At 45.7% G+C, this 25,639-nt stretch carries 24 protein-coding genes; 15 read left to right on the top strand and 9 right to left on the bottom strand.

Annotation, left to right across the window (positions count from 1 at the left end):
* The first annotated feature begins 35 nt into the window (after positions 1–35).
* Positions 36–1,238: an aminotransferase-like domain-containing protein gene (locus FED51_RS06310; RefSeq protein ID WP_010897297.1), complete on the top strand. Its 1,203-nt coding sequence runs from the start codon at positions 36–38 to the stop codon at positions 1,236–1,238.
* Between the two features lie 63 nt (positions 1,239–1,301).
* Here the strand turns inward: FED51_RS06310 and FED51_RS06315 are convergent, their stop codons facing one another.
* Positions 1,302–2,663 (bottom strand): sodium-dependent transporter, encoded by a 1,362-nt coding sequence (locus tag FED51_RS06315; RefSeq protein ID WP_010897298.1) that lies wholly within the window; start codon positions 2,661–2,663, stop codon positions 1,302–1,304.
* Between the two features lie 200 nt (positions 2,664–2,863).
* Between FED51_RS06315 and iadA the strand changes: the two genes are divergently transcribed.
* From iadA to FED51_RS06370, 11 genes are all read left to right on the top strand, one after another.
* The gene (gene iadA / locus FED51_RS06320; protein WP_053431653.1) at positions 2,864–4,039 is read left to right on the top strand and encodes a beta-aspartyl-peptidase; all 1,176 of its coding nucleotides are present in this window, start codon (positions 2,864–2,866) and stop codon (positions 4,037–4,039) included.
* Between the two features lie 305 nt (positions 4,040–4,344).
* Positions 4,345–5,490 (top strand): acyl-CoA dehydrogenase, encoded by a 1,146-nt coding sequence (locus FED51_RS06325; RefSeq protein WP_053431652.1) that lies wholly within the window; start codon positions 4,345–4,347, stop codon positions 5,488–5,490.
* A 32-nt stretch (positions 5,491–5,522) separates the two neighbouring features.
* Positions 5,523–7,163 (top strand): AMP-binding protein, encoded by a 1,641-nt coding sequence (locus tag FED51_RS06330; protein WP_053431651.1) that lies wholly within the window; start codon positions 5,523–5,525, stop codon positions 7,161–7,163.
* A gap of 6 nt (positions 7,164–7,169) precedes the next feature.
* Positions 7,170–8,528, top strand: coding sequence for an acetyl-CoA carboxylase biotin carboxylase subunit (locus FED51_RS06335; protein WP_053431650.1), 1,359 nt, complete (start codon positions 7,170–7,172; stop codon positions 8,526–8,528).
* Positions 8,528–8,740 carry an acetyl-CoA carboxylase biotin carboxyl carrier protein subunit gene (locus FED51_RS06340; protein WP_010897303.1) on the top strand — a complete coding sequence of 71 codons (213 nt, stop codon included), beginning with the start codon at positions 8,528–8,530 and terminating at the stop codon, positions 8,738–8,740. The genes FED51_RS06335 and FED51_RS06340 overlap by 1 nt, the downstream gene beginning before the upstream one ends.
* Positions 8,709–9,638: a hydroxymethylglutaryl-CoA lyase gene (locus tag FED51_RS06345; RefSeq protein WP_053431649.1), complete on the top strand. Its 930-nt coding sequence runs from the start codon at positions 8,709–8,711 to the stop codon at positions 9,636–9,638. Before FED51_RS06340 ends, FED51_RS06345 begins: the two co-directional genes overlap by 32 nt.
* Positions 9,635–10,417 carry an enoyl-CoA hydratase gene (locus FED51_RS06350; protein ID WP_083445576.1) on the top strand — a complete coding sequence of 261 codons (783 nt, stop codon included), beginning with the start codon at positions 9,635–9,637 and terminating at the stop codon, positions 10,415–10,417. The genes FED51_RS06345 and FED51_RS06350 overlap by 4 nt, the downstream gene beginning before the upstream one ends.
* A gap of 11 nt (positions 10,418–10,428) precedes the next feature.
* A complete protein-coding gene (locus tag FED51_RS06355) occupies positions 10,429–11,943 on the top strand; it encodes an acyl-CoA carboxylase subunit beta (RefSeq protein WP_010897306.1) in 1,515 nt (504 codons plus the stop codon).
* Positions 11,944–11,964: 21 nt separating this feature from the next.
* Complete coding sequence (locus FED51_RS06360) at positions 11,965–13,911, top strand: AMP-binding protein (protein WP_053431648.1); 1,947 nt, start codon at positions 11,965–11,967, stop codon at positions 13,909–13,911.
* A 162-nt stretch (positions 13,912–14,073) separates the two neighbouring features.
* Positions 14,074–14,277 carry an alpha/beta-type small acid-soluble spore protein gene (locus tag FED51_RS06365; RefSeq protein WP_010897308.1) on the top strand — a complete coding sequence of 68 codons (204 nt, stop codon included), beginning with the start codon at positions 14,074–14,076 and terminating at the stop codon, positions 14,275–14,277.
* 131 nt (positions 14,278–14,408) lie between these two features.
* Complete coding sequence (locus FED51_RS06370; RefSeq protein WP_010897309.1) at positions 14,409–14,654, top strand: hypothetical protein; 246 nt, start codon at positions 14,409–14,411, stop codon at positions 14,652–14,654.
* Between the two features lie 43 nt (positions 14,655–14,697).
* Here FED51_RS06370 and FED51_RS06375 read toward each other — a convergent pair whose 3' ends face one another.
* The 8 genes from FED51_RS06375 to FED51_RS06410 form a co-directional block, all read right to left on the bottom strand.
* Entirely contained in the window at positions 14,698–15,795 is a 1,098-nt protein-coding gene (locus FED51_RS06375) for an ABC transporter ATP-binding protein (protein ID WP_010897310.1), read from the bottom strand.
* Between the two features lie 127 nt (positions 15,796–15,922).
* Positions 15,923–16,816: a PucR family transcriptional regulator gene (locus tag FED51_RS06380; RefSeq protein ID WP_053431647.1), complete on the bottom strand. Its 894-nt coding sequence runs from the start codon at positions 16,814–16,816 to the stop codon at positions 15,923–15,925.
* Between the two features lie 169 nt (positions 16,817–16,985).
* Positions 16,986–17,171: a hypothetical protein gene (locus FED51_RS06385; RefSeq protein ID WP_010897312.1), complete on the bottom strand. Its 186-nt coding sequence runs from the start codon at positions 17,169–17,171 to the stop codon at positions 16,986–16,988.
* A gap of 54 nt (positions 17,172–17,225) precedes the next feature.
* Positions 17,226–17,441: a YheE family protein gene (locus FED51_RS06390; protein WP_010897313.1), complete on the bottom strand. Its 216-nt coding sequence runs from the start codon at positions 17,439–17,441 to the stop codon at positions 17,226–17,228.
* Positions 17,442–17,506: 65 nt separating this feature from the next.
* On the bottom strand, positions 17,507–17,974 hold the full coding sequence (locus tag FED51_RS06395; RefSeq protein ID WP_041820382.1) for a hypothetical protein: 468 nt from the start codon (positions 17,972–17,974) through the stop codon (positions 17,507–17,509).
* The gene (locus FED51_RS06400) at positions 17,946–19,160 is read right to left on the bottom strand and encodes a YheC/YheD family endospore coat-associated protein (RefSeq protein ID WP_053431646.1); all 1,215 of its coding nucleotides are present in this window, start codon (positions 19,158–19,160) and stop codon (positions 17,946–17,948) included. Before FED51_RS06400 ends, FED51_RS06395 begins: the two co-directional genes overlap by 29 nt.
* Positions 19,157–20,536: a YheC/YheD family endospore coat-associated protein gene (locus FED51_RS06405; RefSeq protein WP_053431645.1), complete on the bottom strand. Its 1,380-nt coding sequence runs from the start codon at positions 20,534–20,536 to the stop codon at positions 19,157–19,159. The genes FED51_RS06400 and FED51_RS06405 overlap by 4 nt, the downstream gene beginning before the upstream one ends.
* A 1-nt stretch (position 20,537) precedes the next feature.
* On the bottom strand, positions 20,538–21,884 hold the full coding sequence (locus tag FED51_RS06410) for a YheC/YheD family endospore coat-associated protein (RefSeq protein ID WP_053431644.1): 1,347 nt from the start codon (positions 21,882–21,884) through the stop codon (positions 20,538–20,540).
* A gap of 152 nt (positions 21,885–22,036) precedes the next feature.
* Between FED51_RS06410 and FED51_RS06415 the strand changes: the two genes are divergently transcribed.
* From FED51_RS06415 to FED51_RS06425, 3 genes are all read left to right on the top strand, one after another.
* Entirely contained in the window at positions 22,037–23,167 is a 1,131-nt protein-coding gene (locus tag FED51_RS06415; RefSeq protein WP_233443912.1) for a DUF445 domain-containing protein, read from the top strand.
* Positions 23,168–23,266: 99 nt separating this feature from the next.
* On the top strand, positions 23,267–23,617 hold the full coding sequence (locus FED51_RS06420; RefSeq protein ID WP_010897319.1) for a YlbF/YmcA family competence regulator: 351 nt from the start codon (positions 23,267–23,269) through the stop codon (positions 23,615–23,617).
* Between the two features lie 274 nt (positions 23,618–23,891).
* Entirely contained in the window at positions 23,892–25,598 is a 1,707-nt protein-coding gene (locus tag FED51_RS06425; RefSeq protein ID WP_138090342.1) for an IS1182-like element IS660 family transposase, read from the top strand.
* Positions 25,599–25,639 lie beyond the last annotated feature (41 nt).

Genomic DNA, 25,639 nt, shown 5'->3' on the forward strand with positions numbered 1-25,639 from the left:
AACTTTCAAAAAATTAAGTCTATTGGGGTGTCATCATGAAATATGCATTTGCGAAGCGGGTCCGCCATCTACATTCATCTGCCGTACGAGATATTTTAAAAGTCGTTAACCAACAAGGGGTGATTTCCTTTGCTGGAGGCTTGCCTGACGATGAGTTATTTCCGCTCGAGGCAATGGAGGATGCCTTTTCGCGGGTATTTGCCACAGGAAAAAAATCCATGCAGTATTCTGAAACGGAAGGCTTTCTCCCATTGAGAGAGCTCATACTCGAACGAATGGGTCGCAAGGGAATCCGATCATACAGTGAAAGAAATGTCCTGATCACGACAGGTTCCCAGCAAGCGATCGATTTATTTTCTCGTGTCATGTTTAATCCAGGGGATGTCGTATTGACGGAAGATCCAACTTATTTAGCTGCGCTTCAAGTGTTTGAATCCTATGAAGCTGAGATTGTTCCAGTTGCTTCGGATGATGAAGGGATGATCCCAGAAGATTTGGAGCAAAAAATGAAGCAGCATAAGCCGAAATGCGTCTATGTTGTACCGACGTTTTCCAATCCTGCTGGACGTGTTTGGTCGTTAGAGCGTCGCAAACATTTATTGAATATGGCTCATAAGCATCATGTTCTTATTTTTGAAGACGATCCTTATGGGGACATTCAATTTAATCAAGAGGAGACATACGTCCCGCTCGCAGCCATGGATACCGGTTCACACGTTCTCTATACGAGTACGTTCTCGAAAACGGCGGTTCCAGCGCTGCGCACAGGCTGGATTACTGGACCATTTCAAGTCGTACGAATGATGGCCCAAGCAAAGCAAGCGAATGACCTTCATTCAAACTCATTATCCCAGCAAGCTTTATACCAATTGTTTACTCACCACGATATGGACGGGCATATCCAACGTCTCATTGAGGTATATCGTTCGCGAAAAGATGTCATGATCAAAACCTTACAGGGTGCCGATATTCCAGGACTCCGTTTTGTGGAACCAAAAGGAGGAATGTTTCTTTGGGCAGAACTAGATGAGGCCATCAATACATCGTTGCTCATTAAAGAAGCTGTGGCAAAAGGAATGGCGTATGTCCCTGGGGAACCGTTCTACGCTGGTGTGCCAAAATACAATACGTTAAGATTAAATTTCACGCACTCGACTCCTGAGAAAATCGAAAAAGGAATCGGTATCTTTGCCGACGTGGTTCACAAAGAGATGGAATCTGTGGCTATGTACACATAAAAAGCAAGAAAATAATCCCGTATCATCTTAGTTCAAGATGGTACGGGATTTGCTTTGTATCAATTAATTAAAAAAGATTTGGAATGCACTTAAAAAGACGATTAAGATCGCAATTGGTGCAATAAAGCGAAGGGAAAGAATCCAAAGCTTACCCCAAACGCTATCAGTTAAGTCTGATTCTGCAAGGGCGTCTGATGTTTTCCAGCCCCATCCGATGAATAGAGCGATAATCATTCCACCTAATGGAAGGAAGACACTGGACGCGATAAAGTCAACAGAGTCAAAAATGTTCAAGCCAGGAATGATGGTGACTTCACCTAAAACGCCAAAGCTTAACGATGACGGGATGCCTAACAGTGTGATGATCACACCGAGAGTAATTGCAGCCTGTTTACGTGACCAGTCGAATTTACGCATGAAATAAGCGACGGGTACTTCTAACAGCGAGACAGCTGATGAAAGAGCAGCTGCCCCTAACAGAATAAAGAAGGCAATCCCAACGATTGGGCCTAGGCGAATCGAATCAAAAATATCAGGTAGTACGACGAATACGAGTCCTGGCCCGCCACTAGGGCTTAGCCCTAAGGCGAAAACAGCAGGGAAAATCATAATACCAGCAATGATTGCAAAGGCGGTGTCGAGACCAGCGACACTAACAGCAGCCCCTGGCAAACGGCTATCTTTTGAAACATAGCTTCCATAGGTGATTAACGCACCCATCCCAAGGCTGAGGGTAAAGAACGCTTGGGAGATTGCGGCAAGATACACCCCTGGATCTTTTAAGGCGCTCCAATCTGGTGAGAATAAGAACGCTAATCCTTCTTTTGCTCCGCCGAGCGTTAAGCTGTAAATCGCTAGAGCGATAAGGAGCACACCGAGCAGCGGCATTAAAATTTTGTTTGAGCGTTCAATTCCTTTTTTCACGCCAATTGCGACAATCCAGATCGTCGCAATCATGAACAACGCTTGCCAGAAAAGCGGGAGTGTCGGATTGGCAATAAAGCCTTCAAAGAAACCTCCAAAGCCTTCAGCAGGTGCTGACCAAAGTTGCCCAGTGATGTAATTAAACAAATAAAACAAAATCCAACCAGCAATAACACCGTAAAAAGATAGGATAAGAAAACCAGCAGCAACCCCCATAAGACCAGCCACTTTCCACGGCTTTCCAGGTGCTAACTTTTCAAATGAGCCCACAGCGTCGGATTGAGCACGTCGACCGATTGTAAATTCAGCAAGAACAATAGGGATACCAATAAGTGCGATAAATCCTAAATAAACGAGTAGAAAGGCTGCTCCTCCATTTTCACCAGTTACATACGAGAAGCGCCATATATTTCCTAAGCCGACAGCAGAGCCCATCGCAGCTAAAATGAAGCCTAGTCGGGAGGCCCACTGCTCACGGCCTGTTTGTTGCTTTAATGACACAACGTATTCCTCCTTTAAATGATTAAAATCTGAATAAGCGATATTACTATAACATATCTTTCAGGCAGTGTATAGAGAATTTTCTGATACATTCAACTGGAATACGAGGAAAATTTTATAAGGATAATATTTACCTATCATAGCAAAGGACGAATGACTAAGGTATGATGAGAAAAATGAATAAAAAAAGGGGCGATAACATGTATACCCTCATTAAAAACAGTGAAGTTTATACGCCAACTTATATTGGGAAAAAAGATATGTTAATCGTAGGAGATCGGATTGAGGCAATTGAAGATGAAATTGAACTAACGGGAAAAGGATGGGAAGGAACCGTCGTGAATGGAGAAGACATGGTCGTCATTCCAGGACTGATCGATAGTCATGTGCATATCATTGGCGGTGGTGGGGAAGGAGGTTATAAGACGCGAACTCCTGAATTGACATTAACTGATGCGACAACAGCGGGAGTGACGACCGTTGTCGGTGTGATAGGAACAGATGGCACGACACGGACGATGCCTGACTTGATTGCGAAGGCACATGCTCTTGAGGAAGAGGGAGTTAGCTGTTTCGTCCTTGTAGGCTCGTATCAACTTCCCATAAAGACATTAACCGGTACGCTTCAAAGTGACTTGCTATTAATCGATAAAATCATCGGTGTCGGTGAAATTGCCATTTCTGATCATCGTTCTTCTCAACCGACGATTCAAGAATTAACGAGGGTAGCAGCAGAAGCGAGAGTGGGCGGAATGCTTGCAGGAAAAGGGGGGATTGTCAACATTCACGTTGGGGATAGTCCAGAGAAATTGAGGCTGTTAGAGGAAGTAGTGGCTACCTCAGACGTACCAGTTACACAATTTCTCCCCACCCATATTAATCGAAATCAAGACTTGTTTTGGGCAGGTGTCGAGTATGCAAAAAAAGGTGGAATCGTAGACTTTACAACAAGCTCGATCCCTCAATTTCGCAAAGAAGGTGAAATAAAGCCGAGCACAGGGTTAAAAATGATGTTAGAACAAGGTGTACCTCTTGAGAACATTACGTTTACATCCGATGCGCAAGGTTCCTTGCCAGCTTTTAATGAAAGTGGGGAATATCAAGGTTTACAAATTGGCAAAATGGCCTCCCTTTTTAGTGAAGTACGGGACGCGGTAATTGCAGAACAGCTTCCATTGGATGTTGTCCTTCATGTCGTAACGAAAAATCCTGCACGTGGATTAAAGCTCCGTAAAAAAGGGGAAATTCAGCCCGGATTTGATGCAGACCTCGTGATGATTGAGCGCGATTCTTTCACGATCCACCACGTGTTTGCAAAAGGCCAGCATATGGTTCAGGAAGGGCAAGCCATCGTGAAAGGGACATTTGACATGTAGCAGTGAGTTGCACGGACAAGTGCGGCTCTTTTTTGCTCATTTAGTAGGCACGATCATCCCATAATAATGTCAATCGTGCAACGAAGTCTGCTGCACTTAAAATGATAAGAAAAGCAGATAAGTCGAAGTCAGATCTTTATCGAGATAATAGTATGAATGTTAATAATATATTGACATAATTCAGAATGAACGGTACGATTTTGGTAGCGCTTACATCACTGTTCTTTTCTTCATTGTGCGATCATACATTTGTAACGGTACGTATGCGTTTAAATTGAGCGACCGTTCAGATTGGGGGAGATCGAATGAACTTTGAGTTGACGAAAGAGCAACAAATGGTGCGAGACATGGTTCGCGATTTTGCGGAGAACGAAATTGCACCTAACGCAATTCATTACGATAAGACGGCTCAGTTTCCTGAGGATGTTTTTAAGAAAATGGGGGAGCTTGGCCTGTTAGGTATCCCTTTCCCTGAAGAGTATGGTGGATCAGGAGGCGATACCATTTCTTATGCCTTAGCGGTAGAAGAGGTGGGGAGAGCATGTGGAGGAACTGGGCTCAGCTATGCTGCTGCTGTATCTCTCGGCGCAAGTCCCATCTATTATTTTGGAACGGAGCGACAAAAGCAAGAACATTTAGTGCCCCTTGCGACCGGTGAATCGCTCGGTTCTTTTGGATTGACCGAACCGAACGCTGGCTCAGATGCAGGTGGAACGCGGACGAAGGCCGTCCTAGAGGGAGATGAATACGTAATAAATGGCGAGAAATGCTGGATCACCAATGCTGGTTATGCGCGGACGGTGATCGTAACGGCAGTAACAGGCAAAGATGAACGTGGCAAGCCGGTAATTTCTGCTCTCATCGTGCCGACAGGAATTGAAGGGTTCGCCATTTCTTGCAATTACGACAAAATGGGCGTCAGGGCGTCGAATACGTGCGAACTTGTACTAGAGGATGTTCGCGTTCCAAAAGAGAATTTATTAGGAGATCCAACGAAAGGATTCAAGCAATTTTTATATACCCTTGATGGAGGGCGAATTTCCATCGGCGCGTTAGCGGTAGGGATCGCTCAAGCTGCTTTCGATCGAGCGCTCGCCTATGCCAACGAACGGAAGCAATTTGGTCAAAAAATATCAAGCTTTCAAGCGATTCAATTTAAGCTAGCAGACATGGCGATGGAAATTGAACTAGCGCGCAATATGGTGCTGAAGGCTGCCTGGTTAAAAGATCAAAAGAAACCGTTTACAAAAGAAGCGGCTTATGCGAAATTATACGCGTCAGAAACAGCGATGCGCACAGCCAATCAAGCGATCCAAATTCATGGGGGCTACGGCTACATGCAAGAGTATGAGGTGGAGCGAATGCTTCGCGATGCCAAACTACTCGAAATTGGCGAAGGAACGTCAGAAATTCAACGAATGGTCATTGCAAGACAGCTAGGATGTCGCTAACAAGATGAAAATAATCTGTTAGGAGGACGCCGATGTCAGAGCGATTACAAGTAACCGTTGGAGCGTTGTTAGAAAAGGTGGCTAAAAGACAACCGACCCATGAGGCGCTTGTTTACCCAGACCGAGGGTTACGCTATTCATATGAACAGTTTCTTAGCAAATGCCAACAAGCAGCAAAAGGATTGATGAAACTAGGCATTGAACGGGGAGAGCATGTCGCCATATGGGCAACGAATGTGCCTGAATGGGTGATCACCCAATTTGCGACGGGAACAATGGGAGCCGTTCTCGTGACAGTTAATACGAATTATCGAACGAGTGAGCTCGAATACTTGTTGAAGCAGTCAGACGCTACGACTCTCCTTTTAATTGACGGCTATCGCGATGCATCATATGTAGAAATGCTTTATGAAATTCTCCCAGAACTTAAAACGTCAGAGCCAGGGGCGTGTTATTCGAAAAAACTGCCTCATCTGAGACGCGTCATTCATTTAGGGGAAGAGCGATATCCAGGAATGTATACGTGGGAGGATGTGCTGAACCTAGGGACCGAGGTAACCAATGACGAGTTGGCTGAGCGGAGCGCCTCCCTGGACCCTGATGATGTGATAAATATGCAATATACGTCTGGGACGACGGGATTTCCTAAAGGAGTCATGCTCACGCACAACAACATCGTCAACAATGCCCGAAACATTGCCGAATGTATGAAGCTGACGAACGAAGATCGGCTCTGCATTCCAGTTCCGTTTTTTCATTGCTTTGGCTGTGTCCTTGGCACGCTCGCATGTGTGTCGGTTGGCGCCACGATGGTACCAGTTCAAGAGTTTAATCCTACACGTGTGCTGCAAGCGGTTGAAGCGGAAAAATGCACCGGATTACATGGGGTACCGACAATGTTTATTGCAGAATTAAACGACGATGATTTTATGAACTATGATTTATCCCATTTGAGGACAGGAATTATGGCGGGTTCGAATTGTCCAATTGAAGTGATGAAAGCCGTTATCGAAAAAATGGGGATGTCTGATATTACGATTGCTTACGGGCAGACGGAAACGTCACCAGTAATAACCCAGACACGGGTTGATGATCCGATCGAACTCCGCGTGCAAACCGTAGGCCGTCCCTTACCGAATGTAGAAGTGAAAATTGTGGAGCCTGGCACAGAAAAAGAAGTGGCACCAGGGGTCCAAGGGGAATTGTGCACCCGAGGCTATCATGTGATGAAAGGCTACTATAAAAACCAACAAGCTACGCGAGAAGTGATCAAAGAAGATGGCTGGCTTCATACAGGGGATTTAGCCGTTATGGACGAGGCTGGCTATTGCCGAATTACTGGCAGGTTAAAAGATATGATTATTCGCGGTGGGGAAAACATTTACCCAAGGGAAATTGAAGAGTTCTTATACCAGCATCCTGATATTCTCGATGCCCAAGTGGTCGGAGTCCCTGACGAAAAATACGGGGAAGCAGTATCGGCATGGATTAAATTGAAGCCTGGTGTGAGCGTGACGTCAGAAGAAATTCGTGATTTTTGCCAAGGGAAGGTGGCTCATTACAAAATCCCACGCTATATAGAATTTGTTGATGATTATCCGATGACAGCTTCTGGGAAAGTTCAAAAATTTAAATTGCGACAAATGGCAGAACAGATTTTTCAAAAAGGGTGAAGGCTTATGTTTAAAAAGGTGCTTATTGCCAATCGAGGTGAGATTGCGGTTCGCATCATCCGGACGTGTCAAAAGTTAAACATTCGCACCGTTGCTATTTATTCAGAGGCGGATGTAGATTCTCTTCATGTCAAACATGCAGATGAAGCTTTTCTCATTGGGAAGCCTCCTGTTGCCGAAAGCTACTTAAAGGTAGACACGATTTTAGAAGTGGCAAAGCAAGCAGACGTGGACGCCATTCATCCAGGCTACGGGTTGTTATCGGAAAACGCTCGTTTTGCTAGGGCATGTGTTGAAGCAGGAATAGCGTTCATTGGTCCCTCACCTGAAGTCATTGAAAGAATGGGGAGCAAAATTGCTGCAAGAACCGCGATGCAAACTGCGGGTGTTCCCGTCATTCCGGGTTCCGATGTGGCGCTAGCCGATGAAGAGGAAGCAGTACATCTTGCTCACAAGTTTGGTTATCCAGTCATGCTTAAAGCCTCTGCAGGCGGTGGTGGTATCGGCATGCAGCTCGTCAGAAATGATGAGGAAATGAGAAAAGCATTCGCTGGCAATCAAAAACGGGCGACAAGCTTTTTCGGAGATGGGACGATGTTTTTAGAAAAGGCGGTTGAAAACCCGCGGCACATTGAAGTGCAAATCGCCGCAGACCATCATGGCCACGTCGTTCATTTATGGGAACGGGATTGTTCGATCCAACGCCGCCATCAAAAAGTAGTCGAGGAAGCACCGTCACCGTTCGTAGACGAGGCACTTAGGGAAAAAATCGGTCAGCTCGCTGTCAAGGCTGCAAAAGCGATCGATTATAGGAACCTCGGAACGGTGGAATGTCTCGTAGACGGGGAGAAGAACATTTACTTTTTAGAGATGAACACCCGTCTGCAAGTAGAGCACCCCGTGACAGAGGAAATTACCGGAATTGATCTCGTGGAATGGCAACTATTGATTGCAGCAGGTGAACAACTACCCTACGCCCAACATGAGATTCCATTGCAAGGGCACGCGATTGAAGTGCGGATCTATGCAGAAGACCCAGTGACCTTTTTTCCGTCACCAGGGATGATTAAACGATTTACGCTGCCGGAAGGGGAAGGGATTCGTCACGAGTATGCCATTTCAGAAGGGTATAAAGTGACACCGTTTTACGACCCGATGGTAGCGAAATTGATTGTATCAGCAGACACGCGGGGAGAAGCGATTCAGCGACTAGACAGAGCACTCAAGCAATATGAGATCGAAGGAATCAAAACGAATATTCCGATGCTAAAGCAAGTGATCAACCATCCAGTGTTTCAAGCAGGAGAAGCAACAACGGCATTTGTAACCAATCATCTTAAAGTGAAAACAGGGAGGAATCCATAATGGCAAAAATCGAAACCAATATGGCAGGTAACGTATGGAAAATACTTGTGAAAGAGGGAGATCAAGTAGAGGCAGGGCAAGAAGTGGCCATTCTTGAGTCGATGAAAATGGAGATTCCCGTGGAAGCTGCGAGCGGTGGAACAGTAAAAAGCGTATTGAAGCAAGAAGGAGAATTTATCGATGAGGGGGAAGCCCTCCTTGAACTCGAGTAAAAAAGTATCCATTCGGGAAGTAGGACCGCGGGATGGCCTGCAAAATGAGTCAACATGGATCGATACAGAGCAGAAAATCGAGTGGATCAATCATTTAAGTCGCACGGGACTTCCTTACATCGAAGTGAGCTCCTTCGTTCATCCAAAATGGATTCCCGCTTTAGCGGATGCAGAGGAGGTGCTTGCTCGTATTGACCGAGTGGACGGTGTCACATATGCGGCCCTAGTACCGAATGAAAAAGGGTTGGAGCGAGCCCTTCGAGCGGGGGTAGATGAGGTAGCCATCTTCATGTCAGCGACGGAAACGCACAATCGAAAAAATATAAACAAATCAATCGCTGACACGCTACCTGTTTTAAAAAATGTAACTCGAATCGCAAAACAGGAAGGAAAGTCAGTGCGTGGCTATTTATCGACCGTATTTGGTTGCCCCTATGAAGGGACGACAGAGCAAACGAAATTGCTGCAAACGGTAGAAGCGCTTATGACGATGGGGATAGATGAATTATCACTTGGCGATACGATTGGAGTTGCTACCCCGAACTTGGTGGAAGCGGTCGTCAGTGAAGTGACAAAGCTCGTCCCAACCGAAAAAATGGCTCTTCATCTCCATGATACGAAAGGAATGGCGATTGCGAATATCGCGTGCGGTTTGCGCACAGGGGTTAGAAAGTTTGACAGCTCGGTTGGTGGTTTAGGTGGCTGTCCATATGCCCCAGGAGCAGCGGGGAATGTGGCAACGGAAGATTTGCTTTACCTACTTCATGGTCTCGGCTACGAAACAGACGTATCCTTGAATGAAATCATGAAGGCAGGTGCCTATATCCAAGAGAAGCTCGACAAACCGTTGCCAAGTCATAACTTGCAATCGTTTTTAGCAAAGGAGGGATCGGTGTGAGTGAAACCGTGGGAGTCGAAATGCTGTCCAGCGGGGTGTGTAAAGTAACGCTTATCAGGCCAGAGGCTGCCAACGCCCTATCCGTTCAACTGCTTGAAAAATTAAAGGATACGCTGGAAGCATTGGCATTTCAGAAGGAGGTCCGAGCTGTTGTCTTTACAGGAGCTGGCGATAAAGTGTTTTGTGCTGGGGCGGATTTAAAGGAGCGACGGACGATGGAGGAAGAAGAGGTGAGACGCACCGTCGCCCTAATTGGAGAGACAATTGAGAAAGTCGCCAAACTTCCACAACCTACCATTGCGGCAATGAACGGCACTGCTCTTGGGGGGGGGCTGGAACTTGCGCTCGCATGCGACCTTCGCGTAGCGGCAGAGGAAAGTGTTTATGGTTTACCAGAGACGACGCTTGCGATCATTCCAGGAGCAGGGGGAACGCAACGATTACCGAGGTTAATTGGAGTCGGCCGGGCGAAAGAGATGATTTTCACTGGAAAACGAATCACAGGAGCAGAAGCGTATTTGATCGGGTTAGCGCAATACGCTTGTCCCCTTGCAAAAGTAGAGACACTCGCCTTAGATCTGGCAAAACAAATGAGCGCCAATGGACCGATTGCACTGGCTCAAGCGAAGAAGGCAATTGACAATGGAATAGAGACGGATCTTGCAACAGGACTTGAACTAGAAAAGTTGGCGTATGAGCGCACAATTTCAACGAAGGATCGGCTTGAAGGATTAGAGGCCTTTAAAGAAAAGAGAAAGCCACAATACATAGGGGAATAGGAGGGGATTCCATGTTTGAAGAAACAGTTGAAAAACTCAAACGAGGTGGTAGTGAAAAGTATCATGAAGCGAATCAGCAAAAAGGAAAGCTGTTTGCTCGTAAACGATTAGAGCTTCTATTTGACGACGGGCTGGCAGCTGAGGATGGCTTGTTTGCAAACTGTCAGGTGGACGGCTTGCCTGCCGATGGTGTCATTACAGGCATTGGAAAGATTAATGGGCAGACCGTCTGCGTCATGGCCAATGATTCAACGGTGAAAGCAGGGTCATGGGGAGCCAGAACGGTTGAAAAAATAATCCGTATTCAAGAAACAGCAGAAAAATTAAATGTGCCGATGCTCTATTTAGTCGATTCAGCAGGGGCGAGAATTACAGATCAAGTGGAGATGTTCCCAGGGCGAAGAGGAGCAGGTCGAATTTTTTACAATCAAGTAAAACTGTCTGGGCGAGTTCCACAAGTGTGCATTCTGTTCGGTCCATCTGCTGCTGGAGGTGCGTACATTCCTGCTTTTTGTGATGTCGTCATCATGGTGGATGGAAATGCGTCCATGTATCTTGGCTCACCGCGGATGGCGGAAATGGTCATCGGCGAAAAGGTGAGTCTTGAAGAGATGGGTGGTGCGAAAATGCATTGCTCTGTGTCAGGCTGTGGTGATATTCTCGCTCCATCTGAGGAGGAAGCCATCGGACTTGCCCGTGATTACTTACGCTATTTTCCGAGCAGTTATTCAAAGCGACCACCGATAGAGGATGGAAGAGAGCCGAAATCGTTTACCAAAACCATTGAGGAGATTTTGCCCAAAAACCAAAATGCTCCTTTTAATATGTATGACTTAATTGACCGGGTGATCGACGAGGATTCCTTCTTTGAAATTAAGAAGCTTTTTGCTCCTGAGCTTATTACCGGACTTGCCCGAATCGATGGAAAGCCGATCGGGATCATCGCCAATCAACCAAAAATGAAAGGTGGTGTATTGTTCCACGATTCTGCAGATAAAGCGGCGAAATTTATTACCCTTTGCGATGCCTATCACATTCCGCTCCTCTTTTTGGCGGACATCCCAGGCTTTATGATTGGAACGAAGGTGGAGCGGGCAGGAATTATTCGACATGGGGCGAAAATGATCTCGGCCATGTCAGAAGCGACGGTTCCCAAAATCTCGATCATCGTACGCAAAGCTTATGGGGCAGGGCTATATGCTATGGCAGGCCCTGCGTTTGAACCGGATGTCTGCCTTGCGTTCCCGAACGCACAAATTGCGGTAATGGGACCAGAAGCGGCTGTTAATGCAGTGTATGCCAATAAGATTGCCGAGCTGCCGGAAGAGGAACGTGCGGCATTTATCGCAGAAAAGCGTGAGGAATATAAGCAGGATATTGATGTGTACCGACTCGCCTCTGAACTCGTGATTGATGGGATCATCCAAGGGAATCAGCTGCGAGAAGAGTTAAAAACCCGTTTGACCGCATATGCTTCAAAAGAATTAACATTTACTACACGAAAGCATCCCGTATATCCAGTTTAAAAAAGGAGAGGGGGGAGTACGGTGACAGCGCCTGTCTGGTTTCCATCGGATGCTTACAAAGAGCAAACGAGATTGTATCAATGGATGAAAACGCTCGGCTATTCGTCCTATGACGATTTTTATCAACGTTCGATTGACGACATTGCTTGGTTTTGGCGGGAAGTGGAGCGGGAGCTAGACATTCCATGGATGAAGCCTTATGATCATGTCCTTGCAATGGAGAAAGGGCCTGCCTGGCCTGAATGGTTTATCGGTGGCAAATTAAATGTGACGGAAGCAGCCGTGGAAAAATGGGCGAATGATCCAAAGACCGCAAATAAAACGGCGATCGTCTGGGAAGGGGAAGAAGGAAAGACTTCCTTGCTATCGTTTGCAGCCCTTGATGAGGCGGTGAAACGTGCAGCCCATGGCTTAAAACAGCATGGAGTCAAAAAAGGAGATGTGTTCGCCTTATACATGCCGATGATTCCTGAGACGGTGATTGCCATGCTGGCTGTTGCCAAGCTCGGAGCAATCTTCACGCCGATTTTTTCTGGTTATGGTGCAGAGGCGATCGCTACGAGACTACGCGCTTCTGGAGCGAAATGGCTCATAACAGTAGATGGCTGTTACCGGCGAGGCAAGCTGATTGATATGAGGCAAGAGGCGGAGAAAGCACTTGCTGACGCGCCGAATGTCCAATCAATTGCCGTTGTGGAGCGGGTCGGCACGTTAACATCTTATGGTGCCAACGATATACGCTGGACTGAGCTTATGACCTATGCTCCGCTCCAAGAAACGGCAGCGATGAATTCGACAGATCCCTTAATGCTTATTTATACTTCCGGGACAACTGGACGGCCAAAAGGAGCGGTTCATACGCATAGTGGCTTCCCAATTAAAGCGGCGTTCGATGCAGGAATTGGCATGGATTTACGAAAAGAGGACACGCTTTTTTGGCTGACAGATATGGGATGGATGATGGGCCCGTTTCTTGTGTTTGCTGGTTTGATCAATGGGGCAACCATTGTCCTTTACGACGGTGCTCCTGACTATCCGAATCATGACCGACTTTGGCAGCTTGTCGAACAAAAGCAAGTAAGTCATTTAGGTATTTCTCCGACATTAATTCGCGCCATGATGAAGTACGGGACGGAACGAATGGCTGAGCATGATTTGTCTTGCTTAAAGGTGATTGGCTCTACGGGGGAGCCGTGGAACCCTGAGCCATGGCATTGGCTGTTTGAACACGTCGGAAATAAACAGGTGCCTATCTTTAATTACTCCGGAGGGACGGAAATATCAGGTGGGATTTTAGGGAATGTACTCGTTCGACCGATTGGTCCGATTACGTTTAACTCAGCGATTCCAGGGATGGCAGCTGCTGTATATAACGAAAGTGGTGAAAAAGTAACCGCGGAAGTGGGGGAGCTTGTCCTAACAAAGCCTTGGGTCGGGATGACTAACGGCTTTTGGCAGGAGCCTGAACGGTTTCTCGAAACGTACTGGTCACGCTGGAGCAATACGTGGGTTCATGGAGATTGGGTCACTCTTGACACGGATGGATTTTGGACGATAACCGGTCGATCAGATGATATTTTAAATGTAGCTGGCAAACGACTTGGACCGGCAGAAGTTGAGTCTGTCCTAGTCGGTCATAGTGCCGTCATTGAGGCTGGAACCATTGGGGTACCAGATGATGTGAAGGGTGAAGTGCCAATCTGTTTTGTTGTCATTGCCCCAAGTTTTTCTGAGAGCGACACATTAAGACACGAATTGATCCAGCTTGTCGGGACAAAGCTTGGAAAAGCATTGAAGCCAAAGGCAGTGTATTTTGTTTCCGATTTACCGAAGACACGAAATGCAAAGGTGATGCGCCGTGCGATACGGGCGGCCTTTTTGCAAAAGGAGGCAGGAGATTTATCCTCACTTGAAAACGCTCATGTATTAAAAGAAATCGAAAGGTTAGGAAAAAAGCAATCCTCATAGCTGCGAGGATTGCTTTTTTGATGTACGCAATAAGGATCATTTATGCACGAGTCCTTGTAGGCTTCGCTTAGTTAAAAATACCAATAAAAAATCGATTTATTTCGTACATAACAGTGAAAAACCGTTACAAACTATGATTACATCGTCAAGGAGGTGATACACATGGCGAACAACAACTCAAACCAATTACTAGTACCTGGAGTGCAACAAGCACTTGATCAAATGAAAACAGAAATTGCTCAAGAATTTGGCGTTCAGCTTGGTGCTGACACAACTTCTCGTGCTAACGGTTCTGTAGGTGGAGAAATTACGAAACGTCTAGTTGCTATGGCTGAGCAACAACTAGGTGGAGGATTCCAAAAATAATAGCATGGCTATGAAGGGGCGGGATTCCGCTCCTTCTTTGCACTTTAAATAGGTTAACTTCTAATAAAAGGTTCAATTTCGCTAATAAGACTTGGCCTAAGTCAAGTTTTTCTAATAGTAGGAGGAGCAAAATGGCTTATTGTCCTGTATGTAATGGGATGACGACGATCGAAATTACGTGTGATACTTGTGGAAAACGATTAGATGATGCAGGAAAGTATCAAGATTTTTTTGATGATTATAGCCCGTATGAGGAAATTGAGATGATGAAGCTAGAGGACGGAATCAAGGAGAATGCTCGCGACCATCGATGCGCCCATGTTCTTGTCTGTCCCCGTTGTCAAATTACCTCTGTTTATCTTATCGATGAACAGTAAAACAGCCACCTTGATATGAGGGCAAGATGGCTGTTTGGTTTACTTATTTTATTCGCAATTCTGATTCTGGATCGAAGAAATGGCATTTGTTCATATCGAGAGCGAGTTCTACTTTATCACCGCTTTGAATGTCAGAGCGGGAGTCCACACGGGCGATAATTTCTTGATCGCTCAATTGAGAATAAAGAACTGTTTCTGCACCTGTTAACTCGGCTACTTCAATATGAGCGGTAATTTTTGAGCCAGGTGATGATTCAATGAATAAAAGCTCATCATGGATATCTTCAGGACGGATACCGAGAATGAGTTCCTTACCTTCATAGCCATGCTCGCGCAATACGGCTAATTTACCTTCTGGAACTTCGATTGAAACATTTCCAATTTTAAGTTGTGAACCTTCCAAACGACCGTTTAAGAAATTCATAGATGGTGAGCCGATGAAGCCACCGACAAATACGTTCTCAGGGAAGTCATACACTTCTTTTGGCGAACCAACTTGTTGAATGACACCGTCTTTCATAATCACGATTCGAGTCGCCATCGTCATTGCTTCGGTCTGATCGTGGGTTACGTAAATGGTCGTGGTTTGCAGGCGTTGGTGAAGTTTTGTAATTTCAGCACGCATTTGCACACGAAGCTTTGCATCAAGGTTTGATAACGGTTCATCCATAAGGAAAACTTGAGGGTCACGAACAATTGCCCGACCGAGGGCCACACGTTGACGCTGACCACCAGACATCGCTTTAGGTTTACGATCAAGCATCTCCTCTAGACCTAGAATCTTTGCTGCATTTTTAACCCGTTTATCAATTTCGTCCTTTTTAAATTTCCGTAGCTTCAAGCCGAATGCCATGTTATCATACACATTCATATGTGGGTAAAGGGCATAGTTTTGGAATACCATCGCAATGTCACGATCTTTTGGCGCCACATCGTTCATCCGTTTTCCTCCGATGAGAAGGTCGCCTTTCGAAATATCTTCTAGACCGGCAATCATACGTAGGGTTGTGGATTTTCCGCAACCGGATGGACCGACAAACACAATGAACTCTTTGTCCTTAATGTCCAGGTTAAAGTCTGTAACCGCTTGAACGTCTCCATCATAAATTTTGTACACGTTTTTTAACTGAATTTCCGCCATGTCGTCCCCTCCTGAACTGATTTCTGTTTTTATTGTAGCGCTTACAAAAAAATCAGAAAATGGACAACATGCACAAAGATTCTTTTCTCCTTTGTGCATGTTTATGAAAGCGTTTTATTTCAAGGGATTACTGTCCACCGTCGTAAAGTAATAGTGCCAAGTAGACGACAGAGGCCTGAGAGAATTGTCGAATGTCAATCCCTGTTTTTTCAATAAACTTGTCGACCCTGTATTGCAAGCTGTTGCGGTGCAAATGAAGGGATCGGGCTGCAGATGTGATGTTTAAATTATGTTTGAAGTAACAGGTGATGCTTTGCAATAATTCGTGATCTTGCCTGACGTCCTCTGGAAGAAGATGGTCGATTAAGTCTCGTTTCGTATTAGTTGTTGCCTCAGAGAAGAGCAGATGGGGGATTGCTTCCACACCATACCAGATCTCTTGTTTCGACTTGCGCTCGACCGCTGTTTGAAACGCATGCTGTTCAAAGCGAAACAATGCAGGAGTGGCCTCGGTTTGGTGAGGCAAACCGACTAATAAGAATACATTAAAATAAAAATCAGATGAAAGGGCTTCGGTAAAGCCTTCAAGTGCTAACGGATCGTCGATCGAATGATTAAATAGTAGGACAATGCCTGTTTTTTCTGTTTGCCATAAAAGAATAAAAGAATCATGCCCAATGCTTGTCCAAGCCTCTTGAAAAGCTTCGTATTGATCAACAGGTTGATCGAGCTGAAAATGGATCAATTGTAGCTGGCCTTTTGCAGGAGGGGCACCTTGCCCTTTAAAAATCCATGCCGCCCACTGCTCCTCTTCTACCGTTTTTGGCTGTGGTGCCAGGGAATAAGGCTCCAGCAGCATGTTCAACAACACTCGTTCCCGTGATGTGATGAGGTTGCGCTTAATCCCGATCACGTCATGGTTTTCCGTACGAAACCAATCAATGTCTTCATGAGATTTCTCCTCTTGATCGAATGTAACGATGGCATCTTGAAAATGACGTTTCAATTGCTCGAGGTTCATAACCGACTCCTTACCATTCCATTATGCTCTTTTTATTATAGCAGATGTGAAAGGAAGAGCACCGCTTCAGTGAACGAGTCGAAGACTTTTGTTTTCGGAAATGACATTGCTGCTTTTCTACGTATAAAAAACAACCATGAGCAAACAATCACGGTTGTTTTCAAAAGGGTTAGTTTTCTTCTTTCTCGTGGTGGGGTGGTTCCTCTTTTTCTAACGAACGTGCTTCTTCAATGGTACCCGCATGTGTGTCATTCACCGTACCACCGCCAAGACCTTCGTTGATCATTCGGTCCACATCCATAAAAAATTCATCGCGTCCCTCAAACTCGGACGATGGTCGCTTTTCTTTAGCCATGTTGCATCCCTCCTACCTTTAACATGGTACGAGAGGTGAGAAAATATGCACGTCCTAGTGCTCTTCGTAGATGTGATAAAGCATAAGGTCGTGAATTTTTGGTTCAAGAGTCTGTTTTAAGGCATCTGAAGGCGCGGGCGTTCCCCAGTGAATGGCTCCTTCTTTATCATAAATGCCATGGTAGTACGTCCCTTGTGTAAAAAAAGAAAAAGACCACTCGCGGCGCAGCAAATTATTGCGCAGCTCTTTCCACTGAAAATGAGAAATCATCGCTAGCCTCCTGATCGTAAGCGGTTTCTTCTACTATACCATAGCAACCACTTTTCTGTGGACAGCTAAGCCTCTTTTTCCGTTGAACCGGTGGCTATTTTTTCACCGCCTTCAAACCAATACATAGTTTCACAATCCCCGCGATCTTCATACGTATAACAGACGAACCCAGAATCAAGGGCCCAACGAATTTCTCGTTTGGCATCGGCAGGGAACGCGAAATAGCACGTGTGCAAATCACTGAGCAACGATTTTAGCAAGCTCGGCGCAACGTTTGTACGAATAAAACGAGGTTCAACTTGCAGAGAGGCATGCGCTTTTCCTAGCGACTCCACTGCAACAACGGCAATGATTTTTCCTCGCCAGGCAGCGAGGTGAATCGCTGTGTCATTGCGAAGGAATGAGTGTTTTGTAAGCTTTAGAAACCAAGGATAATAAGCTGTATGGTTTTGCTTATCAATTCGACGAACGAAGCGAAGCAACGGTTTTAAATAAATAATTAAATTATCTGAGGTCATTTTGATGATATTCATCATATCCTCCTTTGCCGTCATGAAAGCCACTCCATTCAAAAAAGATAGCGGTTAAGGCTTGAATGATGTTTCGTTGGATGGACGGTTCATCAAATGTCATTGGTTTTGCGTTTACTTCAAACAGCCAAAGCCCACCGTCCTGATCTTCACCAATGTCCAACGAACATTCCCCGTGAGGCCCGTACGCACGTTCTAACGCCATCGCCGCTTTTTTTCCAATCCTCTTAACGACTTGCTCATCAGGGGGGGCAGGGAGCTGATCAATGGAAAGAATCGACCCTCCTTGAGGAACATGGGTTGTTATGGACCCTGCCTTTCCAAGTCGGACACCGATACCCGTCATATGCCAACGGTGCCAGAGTTTATGCATATGGATGCGATAGTCGTACGGTTTGTCTTGATACGTACGAAGGCGGATCGCTTGTTGCAAAATGAGTTGGTCCGTATACGGAAGGAGTAAATCCGTGAGCTTAGGGAACGTTAAGTGTAGTTGCTTTCGATTTGTAGTCATTAAATACTGCTTTTCATCGATCGCTTCAAGTGTGAAGACCCCTTTCCCTTGACTCTTGTTTGTCGGTTTCAAATAGATCCGCTTGTAGTTTCCTAGCATATCCAATAGGTTGGACGGACCCGAAAAAAGACGTGTGGCGGGAAGGAAAGAGCGGAGAAAAGGATCTCGGCTTAAGATTTCAAACATGGACCATTTATTAAAAAAATGAGGATTGAAATAAGGAATTTTTCTTGTTCGAATTTGTTTTAATAGGCGGATGGTTTGTCGTTTATTTTCCTCGGTACGAGATGGGATTTTGTTGTAGATCATGTTTGGATATGGAAAGGTAGCGCGTATCCATTGATCGCTGCCTTCTTTTAAACAATAGCCTTCAATCTCTGACTCCTTCACATCTTCGGGGGTAAAAACGACCAGGCAGCCTCCACGCTTTGCAACTTCTTTTGCCAGCTTGGAAAACAATGGCTTGTTGCCAGAAAAGTGATGGCTTTTGTGTGCGCTCGTTAACAGCCCAATGAGCGGACCGATCCTATCTCCATAAGAGGAGAGAGTAATCTGGGGGCCATTGTCTGATTTGGCTCGGGCAACAGGTTGCTTGTTATGGCCCCATGACATGGTGCGATGGGCATTAAGAGTTCCCCACCGCTTTTCTTCCCCGTTGTATACAAGCTGAATCATGCTTGGATCACGCGAAGCTGCTCGAGACGGGTGTGCTTAGCTAAAAACGTCCCGTAATGGAAAGGAAGGCGCAACGTTTCCCGCTCTTCCTTCTGAAGGTTTGGGTGACGGAAGATCGCACGCCCTGGTTTAGAGTTCGCTTCTAATAGCCAGACACGGCCCGATTCATCAAGGCCTAGGTCGAAGCCGATTTCGCCAATGAACCCGTCGAGTGATTCATCGATCGCTAGAGAAAGCTGAAGAGCTGCTTTTTTTAATCGTTTGACGGACTCATGTTTCTCTGGTAGCCAATCGAGAATTTCTTGAACCGTTCGAATTTCACCGCCTGTTTTTAGATGGGTTGTAATACTTCCTTCTCCCGCAATCTTAGCCGCTATAGCAGTAATGATCCATGTACCCCGCTTGTTTTTATTCGTATGAATACGAAAGTCAATCGGATGATCATTGAGGGTGAAAAGTTTAATTCCTTGCTGGGCGATCATCTGTTGTAACGATTGAGGAAATTGATTGGCGACACACCTTTTTAGTGATGAATAACGTCGTAGACGATTGCCGCCATTTTCATGAAAACGACAGTAAACATAAGGATCATTGTCAGGACGAATGATTTGATGAATCCCTGCACCAAAGCTTCCTTCGACCGGTTTCAAGTAAACGTGTTTGTAGTCGTCCAGCATTCTTTCCAATTCTTCCAAAGAGGGGTTCAGCAAGCTTTCTGGAATGTAGACATTGATCTGACGATGGTTCTTTAGTTTCGTATAAAGGTCCCATTTGTTGAAAAAGTCCACGTTAAACCAAGGAATTTGTTGTTCGTCTTCTAAAAAGTGTCTTACTTCTTGAACGTCTTGGAGTGCGGCGACTTTTCGAGCAGGGATGCGATCATAAACAGCATTAGGCCACGGAAATGTTTCCTGCCGCCATTTTCCGTCTGTAAACGTCAATCCTTCAATGGTCTTAGCGCCTTTATTAACGTGATGATTGCCGAATAAAAAAGCAAAAACGCCTTCTTCCTCTGCTGCCGATAGGAGGTTTGCAAAATAGGAGGAACGAGAGCCAAGCGGATGATAGGTCGACGACTGGAAGCCGGCTGTAAATATGCCAATGAGTGGAGCAAGGCAGAGCGTGCGCTGTTGCTGTGAGCATGAAACATGCTGCTCATATGGAAGGCGGAGCCGATCCCACAAGTCGGCAGATAGTAAAAGCTCTTCCTTATGATCAGGGTGTGGAGCTACTTGAATCGTGCAGGTCTGTTGACCAAAGGATACTTCATTCGGGAACCGTTTAGTATCTACCCACCTTTTAAATAGCGACGAGGCGGCAAATAATGTCCCTTTTGAGGTCACGTGTTTTTTTAGAGGAAAAAGTAGTTTGCTCACATTAATCAGTCTCCTTTAACAGATGGTTCTTTACCGTCCATTCATAAAAGTAGGCGAGCAGTTTTTTCGTCGATGGGCGCACACCTACAGTTAACAACCTGTGCTGTTTAGAAGGTTTCGTGTTCGCTTCAATAATCCAAATGTGATCATTCACATCAATGGCCATATCAAGGCCAAGTTCGATCAATTGTCCGCTTGTTTCTAATGTAGCGGCAGCGTCTTTTGCCACCTGCTTCATTTTTGTCCATTGACTAGAGGCATGAGATTGATCGTACCAAGAAGAAAGGACGTCCTGCACCGTTCGAAACGTACCTCCTTGGGCAATGTTTGTGAGAAAATGGCCTGCATTTGATTGTCTAGCAACGGCAGAGACAACCTTCCAACGCCCATTCGCAGTCTTGATTAACAGAAGGCGAAAGTCAACAACAGATTCGTTTTCCCTCATTAAGGAGATTCCTTGCTGCAACATGTAGTTCTGTTTATTTTTAAAGAAAAATACACGGAGGAAGTGTTCAACTGTTCGAAAGTGAATGACCTGCTCAGTATGACGGTGTACAATGAGTCTCTCCTCATCGAAGGAAAGCTTAAAAATCCCTTTGCCCTCTTTGCCATCTTTCGGTTTCAAAAAGGCATTTTTCCCCTCAGCGAGCAGTTGTAAGAGCGTTGCTTCATCCCATGTAGGCCATGAGGAAGGAACATGCTCACGTACCGATGGCGCATCAGCTAACAGTGTATGAATCTCCCCTTTGTCAAGAAAGCGCTCGTTCCAAATCGGAATGTGGTGGCTATGAAAACTAGCCATCATTCCTTGAACCAACGCGCTTTTTTCGAGGCGCCGAGAGCCAATACGGTTATAGACAACATGGGGGAGAGGAACGAAAGTATCGATCCATTCGCTGTTATAGTACGTTCTAGCATTCGCTTTTTCCATCGACCATTCAGACGGATGTATGACATAGGTCAAGCACCCTTGTTCGTTGCTATACGCGATAAATTCTTCTAAAAAGGCGGTTAAAGAGTGGCCTTCGGTTCGGGTATGATCGCTTAAAATTGCGAAGATTGGTCCAAACCATAGCTGGTTCAATTCAGGTAAAAAAGCGATACGCCATTTTAATGATGGTTTAAAGTAAGGGCACTGCTGAACGAGGCATTCATTTGCGAAAGCATGATCGTCATGTTCGTCATGAATCACGAGCGTTACGGAATGTTTCTCCATACCGATAAGCAGTTCATACTTTTCTCCACTTTCGAGCCCCCAAAGACGACAAAGGCGGCGAGGTAAGGAGATAGCAGGCACTTCGTGTAAAAGGATAGAGGACGGTTTTACGACGATAGGATAAAGGATCATTGGCAGCTCTCCCCACCTACGTGTTGCATTTTGATTCAATCTGTACAAAAATAGAGAGGAAATTCAAAGGCAAATGCCTATAGATGTAAAGTATACTATGAGATAGGCGCCTAATTGGTGCAACAAAGGAGTGAGAGAAACGATTGAACACTGTGTGGTTGATTTTATTTATGATCGTGATCGGAGCAGTAATCGGTGGAGTGACGAACTCACTTGCAATCAAAATGCTGTTTCGTCCTTACTCGGAAAAACGGATCGGTCGCTTTCGCCTCCCATTCACCCCAGGACTTATCCCGAAACGACACGATGAGCTAGCGACTCAATTAGGAAGGATGGTCGTCAGCTATTTAGTGACGTCAGAAGGAATCGGAAAAAAGCTAACCGAAGCTTCCTTTACCGATAGCGTGACAGAATGGGCGAAGCGGGAAAGTCGTAAGTTCCTATCATCTGATCAGTCGCTGTCTTCTATTTTGCACCAAAACTTTCAAGTGGAGGATAGTGAGAAGCTTGTTTTACAACAAGTGGAACGTTGGCTAGAAACTAGCTACGATAGGTGGTTTCGCGAGGCAAACAGTCGGACCATCGGGATGGCGCTGCCTGAAGTGATCGTAGAAAAGGTAGAAAGGAATCTACCAGCTATTCGCAGAATGTTGCTCACGAAGGCGAGGGATTACGTCGCTAGTGACCAAGGAAAAGCGCAACTTTCGGTCATGATTGATCGATTTCTTGAAACCCATGGAACGCTAGGCAACATGGTTTCGATGTTTTTTAGCAATGAGCGACTTGTAGACAAGCTTCACCCAGAACTGTTGAAATTTTTAAATGATCAAGAAACAGAAAAATGGCTACAAAAACTTTTGGATAACGAGTGGGAGCGCTTGAAGGAAAAGCCATTAGCCGATATCCAGCAATATGTTGAAAAAGAAGCAGTGGTCCGCATCGGACGGCAAGTCCTCCAAACGCAAGTACCTGTAATCCAGTGGCTCGGAAAGCCGCTTCATGCTTGGACAGGTCCCTATGAAGAAAAGGTGGCGGAAGAGTGGGTTCCGAAGCTTGTTCACGTGACGATTCAATTGCTCGTCTCCCAACTGGATCATATGTTAGAGCGACTTCACTTAGAGGAAATTGTCCGCGAGCAAGTAAGCGCCTTTTCGGTCGAGCGTCTGGAAGAGCTCGTTCTTTCCATCTCACGGAAAGAGTTTAAGATGATTACATATTTAGGGGCGCTTCTTGGCGGTGGGATCGGTTTAGTTCAAAGTCTCATCATTCTGTTGATCAAGTAATGCTCGACAAAATTTAAAAAAATTGACTGGAATAGATGAATTCTAATCTCATACATGTTATAGTCGTGAAGACTATGGTTTTAGGAGGCTCACGAATTTATGTCAAATGTTTATGATAAGGCACAGGAGTTAAAACAAGCGCTTGCGGAAAGCGAAGAGTTTAAGGCTCTTAAAAGTCTTCACACTCAGATTGATCAGGACGATATTGCGAAGCGGTTATTGGAAAATTTCCGTCAGCTTCAATTGGACTTGCAACAAAAGCAAATGCAAGGTGTTCAAATTACCGAGGAAGAAGCACAAAAGGCGCAGCAGCAATTTGAACTCGTTCAACAACATGAGCTTATTTCAAAGCTAATGGAAGAAGAGCAACGACTAAGTGTGGTCATCGGAGATTTAAATCGGATTATCACAGAGCCTCTAGAGGAAATTTACGGGAACCCGAACGAATAAGGTCAAGGAGCTGTCTCAAAAGTCTATCTTTTGAGGCAGCTCCTTTGCTTATTCGTTCGAAATGGCGACTTGGCGGACGCTTTCCGCGGGCAACGCTCCAGCTTCCTCGAGAACCCCACTCTCGGCGATCTTCCGCTGTTGCTTTTCCTGCAGGAGTCGCCGCCTGTCGCTCGTTTGACTCCCATTAACGCGCGAAAGAACATACAAAAAAATCGCCCAATCGTTTAAAATGAAGGTACCACTACCAAAATTCAAACGAAAGAAGGCGATTTTTTTGCGTAACCAAACGGCTACTTATCAGCAGTATACCATGAATCAACTCGTGCTTCCTATGGATTTTTCCGATCTCATTCCAGAGAACCATGTAGCACGTGTGGTGAATGACATGGTCGAATCGTTGGATGATCAGCTATTTGACGAGGTATACAAAGGGGGCGGTCGTCCTGCATATCACCCGAAAATGATGACGAAAATCCTATTGTACGGGTACACGCAAAAGTGGTTTTCGTGTCGTGCGATCGCCAAGGCTTTGACCGAACATCTTCCGATGATGTGGCTCGCCGCCAGACAGACACCCGACTTCCAGACGATTAATCGGTTTCGCTCGGAACGATTGAAACCGTTGATGGATACATTGTTTTCGGCATTGACGCATCTTCTGATCAAGGAAGGCTACGTCGATGGATCATCGTACTTTCTGGATGGGACGAAAATCGAAGCGAACGCCAATAAGTATACATTTGTTTGGAAAAAGAGCGTCCAAAAATATGAAGAGAAGCTTCAACTTAAGATCGATGAAATGCTTCAAGAAATCGAGAAGCAAGTGGAACTGGATCGCATCCAGATCCAACAGGAGACAAACGCAGAGGAAAAGCGTATCTCCAGTGAAGTGCTTCAAGCCGTCGCCCGATCCGTGGAACAGGAACTCATCAAAAGAGACGAACAGATCAAAGAAACGGCAGACCAGAAAGAGAAGCAAGCACAAAAACAAGCGCTCAAACCGCTCCGAAAGATCTATCGGACACTCACGACCGACACCTTGCCTCGGCTTCGGAAGTATGAAACGTCTTTTCGCCTCTTGGGGGAGCGGAATAGCTATTCGAAAACCGATCCAGATGCCACCTTTATGCGGATGAAAGACGATCACATGAAGAATGGGCAGTTAAAAGCAGGCTACAACTGGCAGATTGGGACTCAGGATCAGTTTATTCTTTTTTATACGGTCCATCCGAATCCTACTGACACCCGCTGCCTTCTTCCCCACGTGGAGGCTCTCAAAGAGAGCGGACTTCCTCTTCCGAAGACATTGATTGCCGATGCGGGCTATGGGAGTGAATCTAATTATGTGGCGATGGCAGACGAACTGTTTGAGACGCTCATTCCCTCCCATACATTCCGCCAAGAACAGAAACGTTCCTTTGCGAAGAAACGCTTTCATCCCTACAACTGGAGGTATGATGAGACGGACGATGTGTACTGGTGCCCAAATCAGCGGAAAGTCTCTTTTAAACGATACACCAAGCGGACCGATCCGTATGGGTATGCACGGGATTTTAAAGTCTATGAGTGTGAGTCATGTGAAGGATGTCCGTTTAAGCCGGAGTGTACGAAGGCCCGGGGAAATCGACAGGTACACTACAACCCGGTGTATGAGGAACTGAAAGCGAAGCAACATCAAAAACTGAAAAGCGAAGAAGGCCGAACGCTCTACCAAAAAAGAAAAACGGATGTGGAGAGCGTATTTGGTCATGTTAAACAAAACCTCGGCTTCCGAAGGCTACATCTTCGTGGCAAGGAAAGCGTGCACATCGAACTCGGGCTTGTGGCTCTTGCCCACAACCTAAGGAAACGAGCGACGGTGGATCGTCGCTCGAAGGAACTAAAGAATACAAATCAACACAAAAATCGGGAGAACCGCATCAAACGGTTCTCCCGATTTTATGTTTTAAGGTGCTTTTGGGACAGCTCCTTTTTACTATGAGTAAAGGTGGTAGCTGGGGGCAAAGCGCCAAACACGAAGCG

Origin of the sequence: Halalkalibacterium halodurans (assembly GCF_005671335.1) — a bacterium.
GTDB lineage: Bacteria > Bacillota > Bacilli > Bacillales > Bacillaceae_D > Halalkalibacterium > Halalkalibacterium halodurans.